Raw genomic sequence first — 16,236 nt, forward strand, 5'->3', positions numbered from 1 at the left:
CTTAGTTGCTGGCAGTTTTCATGTTGGCTTCGTAGTCGTGAGCGATCTTACGCAGCTCTTTCAGTGCTGCTTTCGCATCAACGTCACGATCTGCAACAGAGTCGATCCAAACCTGATCCATACCTTTGGTCAGTTTCACGAACTCTTTGTACATAGCGTCGTTTTTAGAGATACGCTTCACGTTTACGCCCGCTTCCTGTGCAGCTTTGTAGCCGTCCAGGTCAGCACCGTCCCACGCGCTACCTGCCAGTGCAGACAGACGCAGACCAGATACGCGACGGATCGCTTCACGATCTTTCTCAGACAGGTCTTCCATGAAATCAGGGTTGATGAACATGGAGAAACTACCCAGGTACATACCACCAGGCAGAACGGTTACGTGGTTAGTTACTTCGTTCAGACGCAGAGACTTCTGCTCACCCATAGGGATGAATACGCCGTCAATAACGCCCTGCTGCAGCATTTCGTACACTTTAGGAGCCGGAGCACCTACAGGTGTTACGTGCATACGCTCAGCCAGAACACTCTGAACACCACCACCTACACGGATCTTCTTACCTTCAAGGTCAGTAAGAGAGTTGATTGGATCTTTGGAGTGGATCAGGCCAGGACCGTGGGTGAACATACCCAGAACTTCCAGACCTTCAAATTCGCCCGCCTGTTTGAAGTGCTTGTTGTACACTTTCCAGAGAGCAACGGATGCAGCTTCAGCGCCTACACCCAGACCAGGCTGCTCAACCGCTTGTGGCAGTTTAAAACGACCCGGTACATAACCGTGATAGCTGAAAGATGCGTCGATTACACCATCTTCAACCAGCTGGAACATGGTTTTAGGGTGACCCAAACCTTGTTCGATTTTGATTTTTACGCGTCCTTCAGTCGCCTCTTCTACCCATTTAGCCCATGTAGGCCAAACGATAGCGTTCTGAGCTGCAGTTGGCGGTAACCAGGTACCTACACGCAGAACGGTTTCAGAAAAGGCTGCATTAGAGGCCAGCATAGTGGCACCTAAAGTCAGACCAACCAGGGCTTTTTTGAAGGTTTTCTTCATTATTGTCATTGTTGTCTCCTGCTTAGGTTTTGCCCTATGGCCAGCCGTGCAGTAGGGTTGAGCAGGCCATAGTTCACTCTTCTTATCGTTGTTAGTGCCTTTTAATCCAAGAACACCTTAATTTTCAGAACGCCTCTGCAGATCTCTGCCTGCTGAAACGAGTTTTAAATCACTTTAAAACTCTGAAAAGTATTTTCTGTATCAAATTCAATTCGTTAGCTGAAGCCATACCGGAGGAAAAAGCCGTAGCAGTGCTAATTTCAACCATCAAGGGTACAGATCAAAGCTCCCGAATTTAAAATCTGACTTAGATCAGATTTCCAAGATACAACATTCTTTGCGATACCAAAAGAGAATCCTAAATAAAATTTATGTATCTATTTGATTCGCAAAGCTCAGGCCCCAGAGGATTCACGGGGCCGAGCACTCACTTACCCACAAAAAGGGGATGGATGTTGTTCTTATTGAATTTGAGCACTGGATCCAGCTCTGTCATCTCAAAAGAGATCTGGCAGTAGCCGTTATCCGTAACCGGCTTCATCCAGTCACACAGAATTTCAAACACCTTTTCCGCGACCTGCTTTTTCAGCTCCATATCACGGCCATGGCCGATCTTCAGATTCAGGTTCAGAAAGGCAAACTCATCGCGGCCATCCGCCACACGATAGTCATAGCAACGGATTGCACGGCTACGGACACCACCGATCGGGAACGCACCGGTAGAAACCACGTACTCGTGCAGGGCTTTGAACAGCGGCTGAAAATCAAGCTGCTCATGCAGATTATCGGAATACTCCACAATAAAATGTGGCATAGATCACCTCAGTGTCAGCTAAAAGCACGACCGGAGTGCATTAAATGCACTCCGGCTTATTCCATCAGAAAATCACACGCCCCATTTAGGGATGTGGTGTGAGCCCATGCTGATGCAGACGTTCTTAGGTTCACAGAACACTTCGAAGCTGTAATCACCGCCTTCACGACCGGTACCGGACGCTTTAACACCACCGAACGGTGTACGCAGATCACGTACGTTCTGGCTGTTAACAAACATCATGCCCGCTTCGATGCGGTTAGCGATGCGATGCACCTTGCCCACATCCTGAGTCCACAGGTAAGACGCCAGGCCGTAGTCGTTGTCGTTCGCCATGCGGATCACATCTTCTTCGTCTTTAAACGGAATGATCACCGCCACAGGACCGAAGATCTCTTCACGGGCGATACGCATATCGTTGGTCACATCACGGAATGCAGTCGGACGAACGAAGTGACCGCCTTTCAGGTGATCCGGCAGCTCATCAACCGGCTTATCAGGGCCACCTGCGATCAGGGTCGCACCCTCTTCGATACCCAGCTTGATGTAACCGGTTACTTTCTCCCAGTGCGCCTGACTGATCAGAGAGCCAACCTTGGTGTCCATCTCGGTAGGATCACCCACCTTGATCTTGTTAGCGCGTGCTGCGAACTCTTCACAGAACTTGTCGTAGATACCTTCCTGAACAAACAGACGGGAACCTGCTGTACAACGCTCACCATTGATAGAGAAGATACCGAATACCGCAGCATCCAGAGCGCGCTCGTAGTCACAGTCATCAAAGATGATTACCGGAGACTTACCGCCCAGCTCCATGGAGAACTTCTTCAGGCCTGCATTTGCGATGATGTGCTTACCGGTTGAGGTGCCACCGGTGAAAGAGATCGCATTGATGTTAGGGTCAGTGATCAGAGCGTTACCTGTGGTGCCGCCGAAACCGTGAACGATGTTGAATACGCCTGCCGGAACACCGGCTTCCAGGGCCAGATGCCCCAGGAAATCAGTAGACAGTGGCGACAGCTCAGACTGTTTCATTACAGCGGTGTTACCCAGCGCCAGCGCAGGAGCTGTTTTCCAGGTACCTGTCATAAAAGGCACGTTCCATGGCGAGATCAGAGCACATACACCTGTTGGCTGATACAGGGTGTAGTTCAGCATCTGGTCATCCATCGGATAGGTGTGACCGTTCATCTGACGGGACTTCTCAGCAAAGAAGTAGAAGTTGTTGGAAGAACGTGGAATCAGCGCATTCTGAGTCTGGTAGATCGGCAGACCGGTATCAGCGGTTTCCAGCTGAGCGATCTCTTCTACGTGCTGACCGATCAGATCACCCAGCTTTTCGATAATTTTAGAACGCTTGGCAATCGGCATATTGGCCCAGGCAGGGAATGCATCTTTTGCCGCCTGAGTTGCTGCTGCAACCTGCTCAGGTGTCGCGTGAGCAACCTCAGCCAGAACTTCACCGGTTGCCGGGTTTACGGTTTCAAAAGTTTCCGGGCTTTCTACCCATTTGCCATTAATCAGGTTCTTAATCATTGTTCTTTTCCGTCCTACCGTATGCACTTAGCTGACCGCTCTGGTGAGCCGATCGCCTGTCTGTAAAGAGTGAGCCGCTGTTCTTTCCGGCAGTGAGTCTGAACACATCCTGCCAGCTAACAACTTAACATATTAATCAATTTATTTAACATATTAACGATTGTCAACTCAGAAGTTGCTCCTGAAACTAAAATTGGTCTGATAACTTTAGTCTACTCTTAGGCAAAAACGACAAGAACTGCTCCACAGAGCAGATAAATACGGAACAAACAGAAACTGGTCACGGGATCAGAAATTTAATTAACATATTAAGTTATTGACATTCCCAGCCTTAATCGCAAAACTAGTTAACATAGAAAGTAGTTGGCCTAGACACCCATCTGCATATCCACACATATCCAACAAGAATTCAAAGAATCTGGAGATTTCGCCATGAGGCACAGCCGAATCCTGAAGGATGGCGTAGCAACTGAGCTGGCTATCGACCCGAATCAAAAGCAGGACATGACGTCACAGCAATGGCTGCCTGCAACCACAGGCACCGTGTTTGGCATCGCGCTGAACGACAAAGAGCTTTGCGCCAGCCTGGAGCAGGCTTTTAACGAAAAGCCCCATGTTAATCCGCCGAAAACTCCGGTACTGCACATCAAAACCCCTAATACCCATATCGGTTATGGCGCGGCGATTCCTGCTCCAGCTGATGGCACCACCATCTATGCCGGTCCTTCTGTAGGTATCGTGATCGGCAAACAGGCAACACGCGTTTCTGAAGAGAGCGCTATGGATTACGTTGCCGGTTACACCATCGTGAACGAAGTCTCTCTGGCTGAAGGTTCTTTCTACCGTCCTGCGGTAAAAGCCAAGTGCCGTGATGGTTTCTGCCCAATCGGCCCTTGGGTGGTTAATAAAGAAGATGTATCCAGCCCGGAAAAACTGGCGATCAACACCTTTATTAACGACGAACTGGTTCACAGCACCAGCACCGATCAGCTGGTTCACAGCCTGCAAAAAGTTGTCAGCTACCTGAGCAGCTTTATGACGCTGCAGGAAGGTGACCTGATTATCGCCGGCACACCACTGCGTACTGAAAAACTGGCACTGAAAGCCGGTGATACCGTTGCCATCGAGATCGATTCTATCGGCCGACTGGAAAACACTGTCATCAACGAAGCAGAGCTGGGTTAAGGGGAAGTCACCATGAAACGCGCACGAATTCTTTTAAACGGTGAACTGACCAACGTAACCGTTAACGACAATCTGGATGCTGTTCTGGCTGACGGTACTGTTATTGCTCAGGCAGATGCTGACTGGCAGCCACCTTGCGACGGCAAGATCTTTGTTCTGGCGATTAACTATGCCGACCACGCTGCCGAGCTGTCTTTCAAAGCTCCGGATGAGCCTCTGGTGTTCCTGAAAGCGCCAAACACGCTGCTGGGTCACAACAAAAACACCTACCGTCCGGACGGCATTGACTACATGCACTACGAGTGCGAACTGGTCGCCATCATCGGTAAAACCGCGAAAAACGTTTCCCGTGAAGACGCGATGGATTACATCGGCGGCTACACCGTAGGTAACGACTACGCGATCCGTGACTATCTGGAAAACTACTACCGCCCTAACCTGCGGGTTAAGAGCCGTGATACCTGTACGCCGGTTGGCCCTTACATCGTTGATGCTAACGAAGTTGCTGATCCGCACAACCTGACCCTGCGCACCTATATCAACGGTGAACTGAAGCAGGAAGGCAACACCTCGGATCTGGTATTCAACATTCCTTATCTGGTGGAATACCTGAGCAACATCATGACCCTGGAACCGGGCGATATGATCTTTACCGGTACGCCGGAAGGTCTGGCAGATGTGAAGCCGGGTGACGAGATTGTGACGGAAGTTGAAGGCGTAGGCCGTCTGGTGAACCACATCATCAGCGAAGACGACTACCTGAAAACTCTGGGCTGATCCGCCTGTGGCTGAAACACCGTTTCAGCCACAAGCAGAAACACAACAAGAATAAAAAAACCGCTGGCCGGTCTGACTGAACAGACGTTAAGCAGATCTCAGAAGGACAGCCGGCGGTTCGCACACAGGACTATCAAGATGCTTTCCGAAGAGATTATTAAAGATTGCGCGGCACAGCTGCATCAGGCTGAAAAAGACCGTAAACAGATTCGTCAGATCTCCCTGCAATACCCTGAGATTACCATTCCTGACGCTTATAAGATTCAGAGCGAGTGGCTGAAACTCAAACTGGCGGAAGGCCGTAAGATCATCGGCCATAAAATCGGCCTGACCTCCCGCGCCATGCAGATGTCATCCCAAATTGATGAGCCGGACTACGGTACCCTACTGGACGATATGCTGTTTGAAGATGCCGGTGATATCCCGACCGATCGCTTTATCGTGCCCCGTATCGAAGTGGAACTGGCTTTCATTCTGAAGAAGCCTCTGTCCGGCCCGAACTGCACCATCTTTGATGTTTACAACGCCACCGATTACGTGATTCCGGCACTGGAACTGATCGATGCCCGCTCTCAGTCCATCGACCCTGAATCCGGTCGTCCACGTAAAGTATTCGACACCATCGCTGATAACGCAGCCAACGGCGGCATCATCATGGGTGGTCGTCCGATCAAACCATCCGAGATGGATCTGCGTTGGGTATCCGCCATGATGTACCGTAATGGCGTGATCGAAGAGACCGGCGTTGCCGCTGGCGTACTTAATCACCCGGCAAACGGCGTGGCATGGCTGGCAAACCGTCTGCACCCATACGGCATCACACTGGAGCCAGGTCAGATCATTCTGGGTGGTTCTTTCACCCGTCCGGTTGCGGCACGCAAAGGTGATACCTTCCAGGTGGATTACGGCCCTCTGGGTAGCATCAGCTGCTTCTTTAAATAAGCATCCACCAGAACGTCCCGCGATTAACTTTCCATCTGGCTTTCAGCACATGCGGCTAGCTGCACTGTGCGGAAGCCGGATTTCAGGAGAACACCATGCCTGCTCCAACCAATACCTTTAAGCAAGCCCTGAAACAGGGTGATACCGCGCAGATCGGCCTTTGGCTGGGTCTGGCAAACAGCTACACCGCAGAACTGCTGGCCGGTGCCGGTTTTGACTGGCTGCTGATCGATGCCGAACACGCTCCAAACGACCTGCAAACCATTCTGGGTCAGCTACAGGCGATTGCGCCTTATCCGTCACATCCGATTGTGCGTCCGCCATGGCCGGATGCCGTTCGCATCAAGCAGATTCTGGATTTAGGCGCACAGACCATTCTGGCACCTATGGTAGAAACCGGTGAACAGGCAGCGGATGTGGTTGCTGCAACCCGCTATCCGCCGCAGGGCATTCGTGGTGTGGGCAGCGCTCTGGCGCGTGCTTCCGGTTTCAACCGTATGCCTGAATATCTGCAGACCGCCAATGACGAAATCTGCGTACTGATTCAGATCGAAACCCCGAAAGGCGTTGAGAATCTGGATGCCATTCTGACTACCGAAGGTGTCGATGGCGTCTTTATTGGCCCGTCTGACCTGAGCGCCTCTATGGGCTATATCGGTAATCCGGGTCATCCGGAAGTACAGAAGGTGATCGAAGAGAGCATCGCCAAGATCGTTGCTGCCGGTAAAGCGCCGGGTATTCTGATTGCTGATCAGGCTCTGGCTCAGCGTTATATCGAACTGGGTGCGCTCTTTGTTGGTGTCGGTACGGATACCGGCCTGCTGATGAAGTCTTCCAACGATCTGGCTGCAAAGTTCAAAGCCAATATCGAAGCGCCAAAAGCAGAGAAAGGCTCCGTTTACTGATAGATCTGTGCTGAGACACAAGCAGAAACTGAAATAAAGAGATGCCTCTTGCTGAACCCGGTGCTTTTTCTCCACCCCGAAAAAGACCGGGTGTTTTTTCTTCGCCCAAGACAGGCTAGGTTATGCTTGTCAGTGATAACCAACGATTTGTCAGCAGATTGAAGCCCCATGCCGGTAAACCATAACGACGAATGGATCCCCAACATTGTTATCGGTCAGGATTACGACCAGCACTTTGCCGAAGCCTCCATCCACTTTGATGTACTGGGGCGCATGGCGGATTTCTTTGGTCGTGATATGCCAGTGCATCTGCACGCCCAGTTTCTGCAGATTCACTTTATTCATGGCGGCAAAAGCCACTTCTATATCGATGAAGCGGTTTACAACTGCGAAGGTGCCTGCGTATTCCTGACACCACCTGCGATCCCCCACTCCTTTATGACCCAGCCGGGTATTACCGGCTACGTGCTGACCGTGCACCAGTCACTGATCTGGTATCTGCTCAGCGACAGCCAGAACAACCAGCTGGACAGCGAACATATCCGCCCCATCTGCATTGAAAAACGTCTGTTAAGCGAAGATCAGCTGAAACTCTGGCACCGACTGGAACACAGCTTTGAAGCTCTGCAGGATGAATGGCAGGACGAACATAGCGACAAGAACTTTGCTCTTGAAAGCATCGTGCGCCTCCTGCTACTACAGATGATGCGCCTTGCACCGGAGAAGACCGAAACCCAGACTGTTGCCAGTGAAGAGCTGCGACAGTTCCGCCGCTTCTCCGAGCTGCTGGAAAAAGAGTTCCGTAATCGCTGGCCGCTGAGCAAATACTGCTCCACCATCGGCGTATCCGAAAGCCGCCTGAATCATATCTGCCAGCGGGTCGCCAACTGTCCGCCGAAAAAACTGATTCATGAGCGCGTCCTGCAGGAAAGCAAACGTATGCTGCGCTACTCCAACCTCAGCATTAACGATATCGGCTTTGAGCTGGGCTTTACCGACCCCTCCTACTTCTCACGCTTCTTCCGCAAGCAAACCGGCCTGACCCCGAAAGACTTCCGTCTGCAGAGTTCACTGTAGCTTTCCGCCCGAAAACACTTTGTATCCCTACAAATCCCCGCAGAAGCCTTACATTCCCCGAAAAATCGGTTAGACTAAACAAATACTTAATATGTTAATGAGATTTTGATTTTGACCACCGCAACCACCACGTTAAAAAGCCGGAGTTTTCCTACCGGTATTTTGCTGGTTCTGACCTGGGCGCTGACCCTGACGGATACGCTGCAGCTGGCAGATACCCGTCTGGCGGCGACGGCGTTGGTGTGGTTGTTTATCGGGGTTGAATTTACCCGCCTGACCAAAAAGCAGCGCACGCCGGTTGTCGCCCTGATGGCAGCAGGCAGTGCTTTCGGAGTTTGGGCATGGTGGGAGACCGGCGAGCTGGATCTGTTTGGCCTGCTGGATGAACATATAAAACTGGCGATGCTGCTTACCGCCGTCAGCTTTATCCGGTTGGCGACCAAGGTTCATGCCGGTGGCAAAACCCGTGGCATGAAGAGCTTTGCGGCCACCCTCGGCGGTATGCACCTTTTCTCTTCGGTGGCGAACTTCTCCTCCCTGTTTCTGTTTGGCGATCAGGTTCGGCAGAACCAGAGCAATGGCGCGCAACTGAATCCACTCTCATATCGATTACTGACCCGCGGCTTTTCCCTGGCGGTTTTCTGGTCGCCCTTCCTGAGTATGATTCCGCTGGTGCTGGAACTGGTGCCCGGGGTTGAGATGGGTAAGGTTTACCCTTGGGCACTGGCGATTGTGGCCTTCGGTTTTGCAGTAACCCTGATCGAAGCCCGTATCCGCAACCGTGACGATCTCACGTCCTATCAGGGTTATCCGATTACTCTTTCCTCGCTGGCGCTGCCGGTGCTGCTGATTGCGACACTGCTTTTAGTCCATCAGCTACTGCCGGATCTGCCGATGCTGGTGATCATCTCAACAGTTGCGGTGGCCGTACCTCTGCTCTGGATTCTGCTGCTGAAAGGTGCGACTGAAACCAGTGAGAAAGTTCAGAATCACATCACCGAGCAACTGCCCAACACCCGTCCTGAGATCTCTCTCTTTCTGGCGGCGGGCTTTCTGGCTGCCGGGGTGAAAACCTGCATTGCAGCCGGGCTTATCAGCTCACCTTTTGGCGATACCAGTGCGCTGGTGGCGTCTCTGGTGATGCTGCTGATTTTTGCCATCTCCTGCCTTGGCATTCACCAGTTCGCGCTGGTGGCTATTTTTGCCGGTCTTATGGCACACAACACCGTTACCCCGAACCAGATGGCGATCGCCTACATGATGGGCGTATCACTGGCAATGTCCGGTTCTCTGTTCAGCGGGGTCAATATCATTATTCATAATCAATTTAAGGTTCCCAATCGAGCCATGCTTCGGGACAATATGCCCTACTCTATAATCATGCTGCTCTTTGGCACCGCCATCCTCTTTACCATGGAGGCCAACGGTGTTCGCTGAGCCCAAAAAATACAATACAGCCACTACTGCCGATACGCAGGAACATGAGGCTGATCAGGCCGAGAGCCTGCAACGGAAATTTGATCAGATGCGTAAGTTTAACGATTCGATCCCGCTGAAACTGCTGAAAGCCCGTGAAACGACCATGTCGTTCTTCCGGCCGATTCTTCAGGAAGCGGGGCTGACGGAACAGCAGTGGCGGGTGATCCGGGCGCTGAATGAATATGAAGAGCTGGAATCCAAACAGCTGGCAGAGCTGTGCTGCATTCTCAGCCCCAGCCTGACCGGTATCATCAACCGACTGGAAAGCCAGGGCCACCTGAAGCGCCGCAAGTCCACCGAGGATCAACGTCGTGTTCTGATTAGCCTGACCGATCAGGCCAAAGAGCTGTTCAAAGAACTCAGCCCCCGTCTGGAAGGCCGCTACGGTGATCTCACTAACCAGATCTCGAAAGAGAAACTCCAGCAGCTGAATGAACTGCTGAGCGAGATTATCAATCTCGAGCCCTGATCATTCGTCCAGGCGACACCTGAAAGCAGCCCCTATGGGGCTGTTCTCACTTCAGCCCCCAACGAAACCCTGACCTGTCTCAATAGAAAACTACCCCAAAGACCGCATCCTGCGTTGACAATAGTTAACATGTTATCTATATTTTTACTTAACATATTAACTTTATCCGTTTCGCTCAGTATCGAGCCACGGTACAGCTTGTTATGTGTTTACGGTTCAGGGGCCGGCAAGACGAGACAACAGAGCCAAGTGAAGGATCAGGAATACCTGAGGCAGGCTCTGCCACTAAAACCACTTAGAACAAGAAAAGGTGAAGAAGATGGGTGAAATTACTATTGCCGCTAAGGTGACGCACGTACCCACCATGCTGCTTTCCCAACAGCCCGGTGCTCTGGAGGGCTGCCGCGAACCTGCCATTGAAGGCCACCGTGAACTGGGTCGTCGCGCCCGTGCCGCTGGCGTTGATACCGTTGTGGTACTGGATACTCACTGGCTGGTAAACGCTGGTTTCCACGTTAACAGCAACGAGCTGTTCGAAGGTGTTTATACCAGCCACGAATTCCCGCACTTTATCCAGAACATGGAATACAAGCATCCGGGCAATCCTGATCTGGGTGATGCGATTGCAGCACGCGCTACCGAGAAAGGTGTTCACACCCTGTCTCATCAGGTGCCAACGCTTGATCTGGAATACGGCACTCTGGTTCCTCTGCACTTTATGGATCCGGAAGGCGAGTTCAAAGTGGTATCCATTGCGGCCTGGTGCACGGTTCACAACCTGAACGATTCCCGCAAGCTGGGTGAAGCGATTGCTGAAGCGATCCGTGAAAGTGACAGCAAAGTGATGCTGCTGGCATCCGGTTCTCTGTCCCACAAAATCTGGGAAAACGAACTCTACGCAGCCAACAACGGCACCTTCACCATCTCCAAAGAGTTTAACAAGCAGGTGGATCTGCGGGTGATGGATCTGTGGGCGCAAGGAGAATACGGCACTTTCCTGAAGATGCTGCCGGATTACGCGCTGCAATGTGCCGGCGAAGGTGGTATGCACGACACCGCGATGCTGTTTGGCGCACTGGGTTGGGATAAGTACGACGGTAAAGCAGAAGTGCTGACCCCATACTTTGAAAGCTCCGGCACCGGCCAAACCAATGTTCAGTTCCACCTGTAAGCGAACACTCCTCAGACCTGAAACCTGGGCCTGAGACATAAGCCCTGAATCCAAACATTCTCAAAGAAGGATGATCAGGCAAAACGCCTCAGCGACAGGCACCTGCTCCGATTTACTGCAACGATCTGAGCTTAAATTAAAAGAATAAACAGAACGAAATAACGACTGCATAAGCAGCGAAAAGGCTATCCAGTGGGCAAGATGGGAATCATCGGCCGGTAGCAGAACACCCCAAAGCTCTGAATAAAGAAAATAACAAAGCACTGATAACTAAAAACACTAGCAACGATAACGAGAGCAAAACGCATGACTCTTTCGCTTCAAACACTGCATGAGCTGAGCACCGACTCCGCTCTCTCCATGCTTCAGGCTGCTAAACAGAAAGCAGAGCAACTGGGCATCAAAGTCTGTATCTCCGTTGTCGGCCCCCAGGGCATCACCCTCGCCAGTATTCGTATGAACGGCGCACCTTTGCTTTCAGCCAGTCTCGCTGAAGACAAGGCCTACACCGCCGTCAGTTTCAATCGCGCTACCCATGAGTGGGATGAACGCCTCGCCAGTCAGCCCAAGGTTCAGCAAGCCCTTGGGCAGCAGGATCGATTCACCATGCTTGGTGGCGGCCTGCCGGTTAATGTTCCGGCTGATGACACAGGTAAAGACTCCGGCAGCACAGGTTCCCTGACCTCTTCGAGTTTGCTCGTAGGTGCTGTCGGAGTCTCCGGTGGCGCTGTCCATCAGGATATTGAGTGCGCTGAAGCCGCCATTGCCGCTTTAGGCATTTGATATCCTGCGCGCCTCTTTGAAGGTTCGCTAACAACACGCCCGACCCGTTTCCTATTTCCAAACTATAAAAAAATATTAAAAAACGCGTTAATCCGCTTTTAAAACAGAAAAACAAAACGACGACTACGGAGCCCAGCAAATGCTACAGGCAAGCTACCCTTACTATCTGGCCAACGAGCCGGTGACACCCAATCAGGATCTGGCAGTAACCAACAAGTACACCGGTGAGATCGCAACCCGCGTTGCCATGGCAGATGTTGATGCCATTGATCGCGCTATCGCTGCTGCCAACGAAGCCAGCGATGCGATGCGCAAGATGCCAGCGTTTAAGCGCCAGCAGATTCTGGAATACTGCGTAAAACGCTTTCAGGAACGCTTTGAAGAGCTGGCTCAGGCGCTGTGTATCGAAGCTGGTAAGCCGATCAAAGATGCCCGTGGCGAAGTGACCCGCCTGATCGATACCTTCAAGATTGCGGCCGAAGAAGCCACCCGCATCTACGGTGAAGTGATCCCTATGGATATCAGCCCGCGCGCCAACGGCTACAGCGGTCAGTGGAAGCGCGTGCCAATCGGTCCTTGCTCCTTTATTTCGCCATTTAACTTCCCACTGAATCTGGCGGCACACAAGGTTGCTCCTGCGATTGCAGCCGGTTGCCCCTTTATTCTGAAACCCGCTTCCCTGACGCCAATCGGCGCGCTGATTATTGGTGAAGTGCTGGCGGAAACCGATCTGCCAAAAGGTGCTTTCTCTATTCTGCCGTGTCACCGTGATGGTGCTGATCTGTTCACCACTGACGACCGTCTGAAGCTGCTGAGCTTTACCGGTTCTCCGGAGGTTGGCTGGAACCTGAAAGCGAAAGCCGGTAAGAAACCTGTGGTACTGGAACTGGGCGGCAACGCAGCCTGTATCGTTGATGAAGGCACCGACCTTGAAGATGCGGTTGCCCGTATCGTATTTGGTGCTTACTACCAGTCTGGTCAGAGCTGCATCTCGGTTCAGCGCATCATGGTGCACGAAAGCCTGTACGATGAAGCCCGCGAGCGCCTGATCAAGGCAGTTGGTGCTCTGGTTCATGGTGATCCTGCGGATGAAAACACCTTTATCGGCCCTATGATCTCCGAGAAAGAAGCCGCCCGTCTGCACGGTTGGGTGGAAGCCGCAAAAGCAGGTGGTGCTAAGGTGCTGGCCGGTGGTAACTGCAACGGCGCTATGCTGGAAGCAACCCTGCTGGAAGGCGTTTCCCCTGAGATGGATGTCAGCTGTCAGGAAGCCTTCGGCCCTGTGGCGATTCTGTCCAAGTTCAGCGATTACGATGCCGCGCTGAAAGAGGTGAACAACTCTGACTTTGGCCTGCAGGCCGGTATCTTCACCAAGGATATCTACAAAGCACAGAAAGCCTGGGATGAGCTGGAAGTCGGCGGTGTTGTCATCGGTGACGTACCGTCCTGGCGCGTGGATCACATGCCCTATGGCGGCGTGAAAGATTCCGGTATCGGCCGTGAAGGTATCCGCTATGCCATCGAGGATATGACTGAGATCCGCCTGATGGTTCTGCGTAATCCAAACCCGTAAGCGGTTTAAAACTGTGACCAACAGAGAGCCTTAATGAAAGCAGCATCCATTCATCCGTCATCTTCCCTGATGACACTCTTGTCAGCCATGGCGCTGACCAGCCCGCTGGCACTGAACCTGTTCGTGCCGGCGATGCCGGATGCTGCCCGCTCTCTGGGTGTTGATATCAACACCATCCAGCTGACCTTCACCAGTTATCTGTTGATGCTGGCGGTGGGTCAGCTGATCTCCGGCCCTTTGGCCGACTTTTTTGGCCGTCGTCCGGTACTGCTCTGGGGCCTTGCCCTGCACGTGATTGGCAGTGCGCTGGCGGCAGTCGCTCAGGATATTACCTTTCTGGTAGCCGGTCGTGTGCTGCAGGCGTTAGGCGGCAGTACCGCTATGTCGCTGGCACGTACTGTGATTGTCGATCTTTATGGCCGACAGGGTGCCGCCGGAAAGATGGGCTATATGGTGATGGCGATCGCTATCGCTCAGTCCATTGCGCCAACGCTGGGAGGCTTTCTTAACCTCTGGTATGGCTGGAATGCGACACTGGTGCTGCCGATTGTGATCGGCACTACCGTTATGGCTGCCACTTTCAAATGGCTACCGGAAACCTGCGAACAGAAAAGCGATAACCTGCGACTGGGTCGGGTACTGGGTCAATACGGCAGTGTACTCACCTCATCGGAATATCTCGGTTACGCCCTCTCCACCACCTTTATCGCCACCGCTTTTTATATGTTTGTCGGCAGCTCTCCCTATATTGTCGTGGATCAGTTGGGGGGCAACTCTGCCCAGTTCGGCAGCTGGTTTCTGACGGTTTCCCTCGCCTTTATGGCAGGCAGTTTTCTCTCTACCCGCATGGCCAAATGGCTGAATATTGATCGCATGGTGATGCTGGGTAATGGCCTTTCCCTTGTGGGAGCTGGCCTGCTGCTGATGTTTGCGCTGGAAAGCCAGCTCAGCCTGACCACCCTATTTTTACCTATGGCGCTGGTGACCTTTGGCCGTGGCTTCAGCCAGCCCAATGCGCAATCCGGCGCGATTGCTTGTGCGACAGGTTCAGCCGGAACCGCATCCGGCCTGATGGGCTTTATTCAACTGCTGACCGGAGGCGTCATGGCTCAGGTCACACCCTGGCTTATGCAGCAAGGTTTAGTGGTACTGATGAGCTGCATTCTGGCAGCACCGATGCTCGCCATCTGCTGCCACAGTTATTCCTGGCGCAGACGGCGTCAGAAGATCAGCGCCCAAATGAATACCTAAGACGAATACCTTAGCTAACATCTTAAAAAGCAATCCAAGACGTTAAACGACCAACCCTGACAGTACTTTTTAAACGGCATCTCACTGCAACCGATGCCCGGCAAAACCCAAGAGGATAATAACAATGGGAAAACTTGCACTAGCTGCCAAAATCACTCACGTACCGTCCATGTATCTGTCCGAACTGGATGGCCCGCGCAAAGGCTGCCGTCAGGCTGCGATTGATGGTCATATCGAGATTGGCCGCCGCTGCCGCGAGCTGGGCGTGGATACCATCGTGGTATTTGATACCCACTGGCTGGTGAACTCCGGTTATCACATCAACTGCGCCGAGCACTGGGAAGGCAACTACACCAGTGGCGAGCTGCCGCACTTTATCAGCAACATGGAGTACGACCTGAACGGCAACCCTGAGCTGGGTAATCTGCTGGCGAAGGTGTGTAACGAACAGGGTGTGGAGACGCTAGCCCATGACGGCACCACACTGGCTCCTGAGTACGGTACGCTGGTGCCGATGCGCTATATGAATCAGGACAACCACTTTAAAGTGATCTCGGTATCGGCTCTGTGTACCGTTCACTACCTGAACGACAGCGCCCGTCTGGGTTGGGCGATGCGTGAAGCGATCGAAAAACACTACGATGGCACAGTAGCGATTCTGGCCTCCGGCTCTCTCTCTCACCGCTTTGCTCAGAACGGTCAGGCACCGGACTTCTCCGATAAAGTGTGGAGCCCAATGCTGGAAACACTGGATCACGAAGTGGTTAAAATGTGGGAAAACGCCGAGTGGGATAAGTTCTGCACCATGCTGCCGGAATATGCCATTAAAGGCCACGGCGAAGGCATGATGCACGACACCGCCATGCTGCTGGGCGCACTGGGCTGGTCAGGGTATGACGGCAAAGCCGAAGTCCTCACCCCTTACTTTGGTAGCTCCGGCACCGGCCAGATCAACTGCGTATTCCCGGTGACACCACAGGATGGCAGTAAAGTGCCAGCGCCACAGGCTTCCAAACAGGCTGAACTGACTTATGGTGAGAGCCGGGTTTAAGTTTTCTCTTACCATAAACGCCCTTCCCTGAAGGTAAGGGCGTTTATCCCATTATTCAAAGTCTATCCAGACTCCTGAATGAAATCTCGCAATGAGATTATTACAGCTGCAAAACCATAATCCAACGCCTCTCAAAGCTAACAAGCTCTTTGATTTCAAAAGGTTATAAATT

Annotated in this window: 15 protein-coding genes; 12 read left to right on the plus strand and 3 right to left on the minus strand. The window is 52.3% G+C overall.

Annotated elements, in window-relative coordinates:
• Position 1: 1 nt before the first annotated feature.
• The 3 genes from BV405_RS08310 to hpaE form a co-directional block, all read right to left on the minus strand.
• Complete coding sequence (locus BV405_RS08310) at positions 2 to 1,051, minus strand: TRAP transporter substrate-binding protein (RefSeq protein WP_086480405.1); 1,050 nt, start codon at positions 1,049 to 1,051, stop codon at positions 2 to 4.
• Between the two features lie 427 nt (positions 1,052 to 1,478).
• The gene (locus tag BV405_RS08315; RefSeq protein WP_086480406.1) at positions 1,479 to 1,865 is read right to left on the minus strand and encodes a 5-carboxymethyl-2-hydroxymuconate Delta-isomerase; all 387 of its coding nucleotides are present in this window, start codon (positions 1,863 to 1,865) and stop codon (positions 1,479 to 1,481) included.
• A gap of 72 nt (positions 1,866 to 1,937) precedes the next feature.
• The gene (hpaE, locus tag BV405_RS08320) at positions 1,938 to 3,401 is read right to left on the minus strand and encodes a 5-carboxymethyl-2-hydroxymuconate semialdehyde dehydrogenase (protein WP_086480407.1); all 1,464 of its coding nucleotides are present in this window, start codon (positions 3,399 to 3,401) and stop codon (positions 1,938 to 1,940) included.
• 432 nt (positions 3,402 to 3,833) lie between these two features.
• On the opposite strand from hpaE, the gene BV405_RS08325 reads away from it, so the two are divergent.
• The 12 genes from BV405_RS08325 to hpaD (BV405_RS08380) all read left to right on the plus strand — a co-directional run bounded on the left by BV405_RS08325 (position 3,834) and on the right by hpaD (BV405_RS08380) (position 16,064).
• Positions 3,834 to 4,586: a fumarylacetoacetate hydrolase family protein gene (locus BV405_RS08325; protein ID WP_086480408.1), complete on the plus strand. Its 753-nt coding sequence runs from the start codon at positions 3,834 to 3,836 to the stop codon at positions 4,584 to 4,586.
• A gap of 12 nt (positions 4,587 to 4,598) precedes the next feature.
• Positions 4,599 to 5,363, plus strand: a complete 765-nt coding sequence (locus BV405_RS08330) for a fumarylacetoacetate hydrolase family protein (RefSeq protein WP_086480409.1) — start codon at positions 4,599 to 4,601, stop codon at positions 5,361 to 5,363.
• A gap of 138 nt (positions 5,364 to 5,501) precedes the next feature.
• On the plus strand, positions 5,502 to 6,305 hold the full coding sequence (gene hpaH, locus BV405_RS08335; RefSeq protein WP_086480410.1) for a 2-oxo-hept-4-ene-1,7-dioate hydratase: 804 nt from the start codon (positions 5,502 to 5,504) through the stop codon (positions 6,303 to 6,305).
• 95 nt (positions 6,306 to 6,400) lie between these two features.
• On the plus strand, positions 6,401 to 7,210 hold the full coding sequence (gene hpaI, locus BV405_RS08340) for a 4-hydroxy-2-oxoheptanedioate aldolase (RefSeq protein ID WP_086480411.1): 810 nt from the start codon (positions 6,401 to 6,403) through the stop codon (positions 7,208 to 7,210).
• A 168-nt stretch (positions 7,211 to 7,378) separates the two neighbouring features.
• Positions 7,379 to 8,287 (plus strand): 4-hydroxyphenylacetate catabolism regulatory protein HpaA, encoded by a 909-nt coding sequence (hpaA, locus tag BV405_RS08345; RefSeq protein WP_086480412.1) that lies wholly within the window; start codon positions 7,379 to 7,381, stop codon positions 8,285 to 8,287.
• Between the two features lie 111 nt (positions 8,288 to 8,398).
• The gene (locus tag BV405_RS08350) at positions 8,399 to 9,724 is read left to right on the plus strand and encodes a hypothetical protein (RefSeq protein WP_086480413.1); all 1,326 of its coding nucleotides are present in this window, start codon (positions 8,399 to 8,401) and stop codon (positions 9,722 to 9,724) included.
• Positions 9,714 to 10,235 (plus strand): homoprotocatechuate degradation operon regulator HpaR, encoded by a 522-nt coding sequence (gene hpaR, locus BV405_RS08355; RefSeq protein WP_245832279.1) that lies wholly within the window; start codon positions 9,714 to 9,716, stop codon positions 10,233 to 10,235. Before BV405_RS08350 ends, hpaR begins: the two co-directional genes overlap by 11 nt.
• Before the next feature lie 319 nt (positions 10,236 to 10,554).
• Positions 10,555 to 11,406: a 3,4-dihydroxyphenylacetate 2,3-dioxygenase gene (gene hpaD / locus BV405_RS08360; protein WP_086480414.1), complete on the plus strand. Its 852-nt coding sequence runs from the start codon at positions 10,555 to 10,557 to the stop codon at positions 11,404 to 11,406.
• A 306-nt stretch (positions 11,407 to 11,712) separates the two neighbouring features.
• Entirely contained in the window at positions 11,713 to 12,189 is a 477-nt protein-coding gene (locus BV405_RS08365) for a GlcG/HbpS family heme-binding protein (protein ID WP_086480415.1), read from the plus strand.
• 139 nt (positions 12,190 to 12,328) lie between these two features.
• Complete coding sequence (locus BV405_RS08370; protein ID WP_086480416.1) at positions 12,329 to 13,762, plus strand: aldehyde dehydrogenase family protein; 1,434 nt, start codon at positions 12,329 to 12,331, stop codon at positions 13,760 to 13,762.
• 33 nt (positions 13,763 to 13,795) lie between these two features.
• On the plus strand, positions 13,796 to 15,013 hold the full coding sequence (locus tag BV405_RS08375; RefSeq protein WP_086480417.1) for a multidrug effflux MFS transporter: 1,218 nt from the start codon (positions 13,796 to 13,798) through the stop codon (positions 15,011 to 15,013).
• A gap of 124 nt (positions 15,014 to 15,137) precedes the next feature.
• Positions 15,138 to 16,064 (plus strand): 3,4-dihydroxyphenylacetate 2,3-dioxygenase, encoded by a 927-nt coding sequence (gene hpaD, locus BV405_RS08380; RefSeq protein WP_086480418.1) that lies wholly within the window; start codon positions 15,138 to 15,140, stop codon positions 16,062 to 16,064.
• The last annotated feature ends 172 nt before the right edge of the window (positions 16,065 to 16,236 follow it).

The sequence above is a fragment of the Oceanospirillum sanctuarii genome, from assembly GCF_002150805.1.
Classification (GTDB): Bacteria; Pseudomonadota; Gammaproteobacteria; order Pseudomonadales; family Halomonadaceae; genus Oceanospirillum; species Oceanospirillum sanctuarii.

Coding starts and splice junctions, on each gene's coding strand:
- BV405_RS08310 (WP_086480405.1), bottom strand. CDS start 1,051: ATGAAGAAAACCTTCAAAAAAGCCCTGGTTGGTCTGACTTTAGGTGCC.
- BV405_RS08315 (WP_086480406.1), bottom strand. CDS start 1,865: ATGCCACATTTTATTGTGGAGTATTCCGATAATCTGCATGAGCAGCTT.
- hpaE (WP_086480407.1), bottom strand. CDS start 3,401: ATGATTAAGAACCTGATTAATGGCAAATGGGTAGAAAGCCCGGAAACT.
- BV405_RS08325 (WP_086480408.1), top strand. CDS start 3,834: ATGAGGCACAGCCGAATCCTGAAGGATGGCGTAGCAACTGAGCTGGCT.
- BV405_RS08330 (WP_086480409.1), top strand. CDS start 4,599: ATGAAACGCGCACGAATTCTTTTAAACGGTGAACTGACCAACGTAACC.
- hpaH (WP_086480410.1), top strand. CDS start 5,502: ATGCTTTCCGAAGAGATTATTAAAGATTGCGCGGCACAGCTGCATCAG.
- hpaI (WP_086480411.1), top strand. CDS start 6,401: ATGCCTGCTCCAACCAATACCTTTAAGCAAGCCCTGAAACAGGGTGAT.
- hpaA (WP_086480412.1), top strand. CDS start 7,379: ATGCCGGTAAACCATAACGACGAATGGATCCCCAACATTGTTATCGGT.
- hpaD (WP_086480414.1), top strand. CDS start 10,555: ATGGGTGAAATTACTATTGCCGCTAAGGTGACGCACGTACCCACCATG.
- BV405_RS08365 (WP_086480415.1), top strand. CDS start 11,713: ATGACTCTTTCGCTTCAAACACTGCATGAGCTGAGCACCGACTCCGCT.
- BV405_RS08370 (WP_086480416.1), top strand. CDS start 12,329: ATGCTACAGGCAAGCTACCCTTACTATCTGGCCAACGAGCCGGTGACA.
- BV405_RS08375 (WP_086480417.1), top strand. CDS start 13,796: ATGAAAGCAGCATCCATTCATCCGTCATCTTCCCTGATGACACTCTTG.
- hpaD (WP_086480418.1), top strand. CDS start 15,138: ATGGGAAAACTTGCACTAGCTGCCAAAATCACTCACGTACCGTCCATG.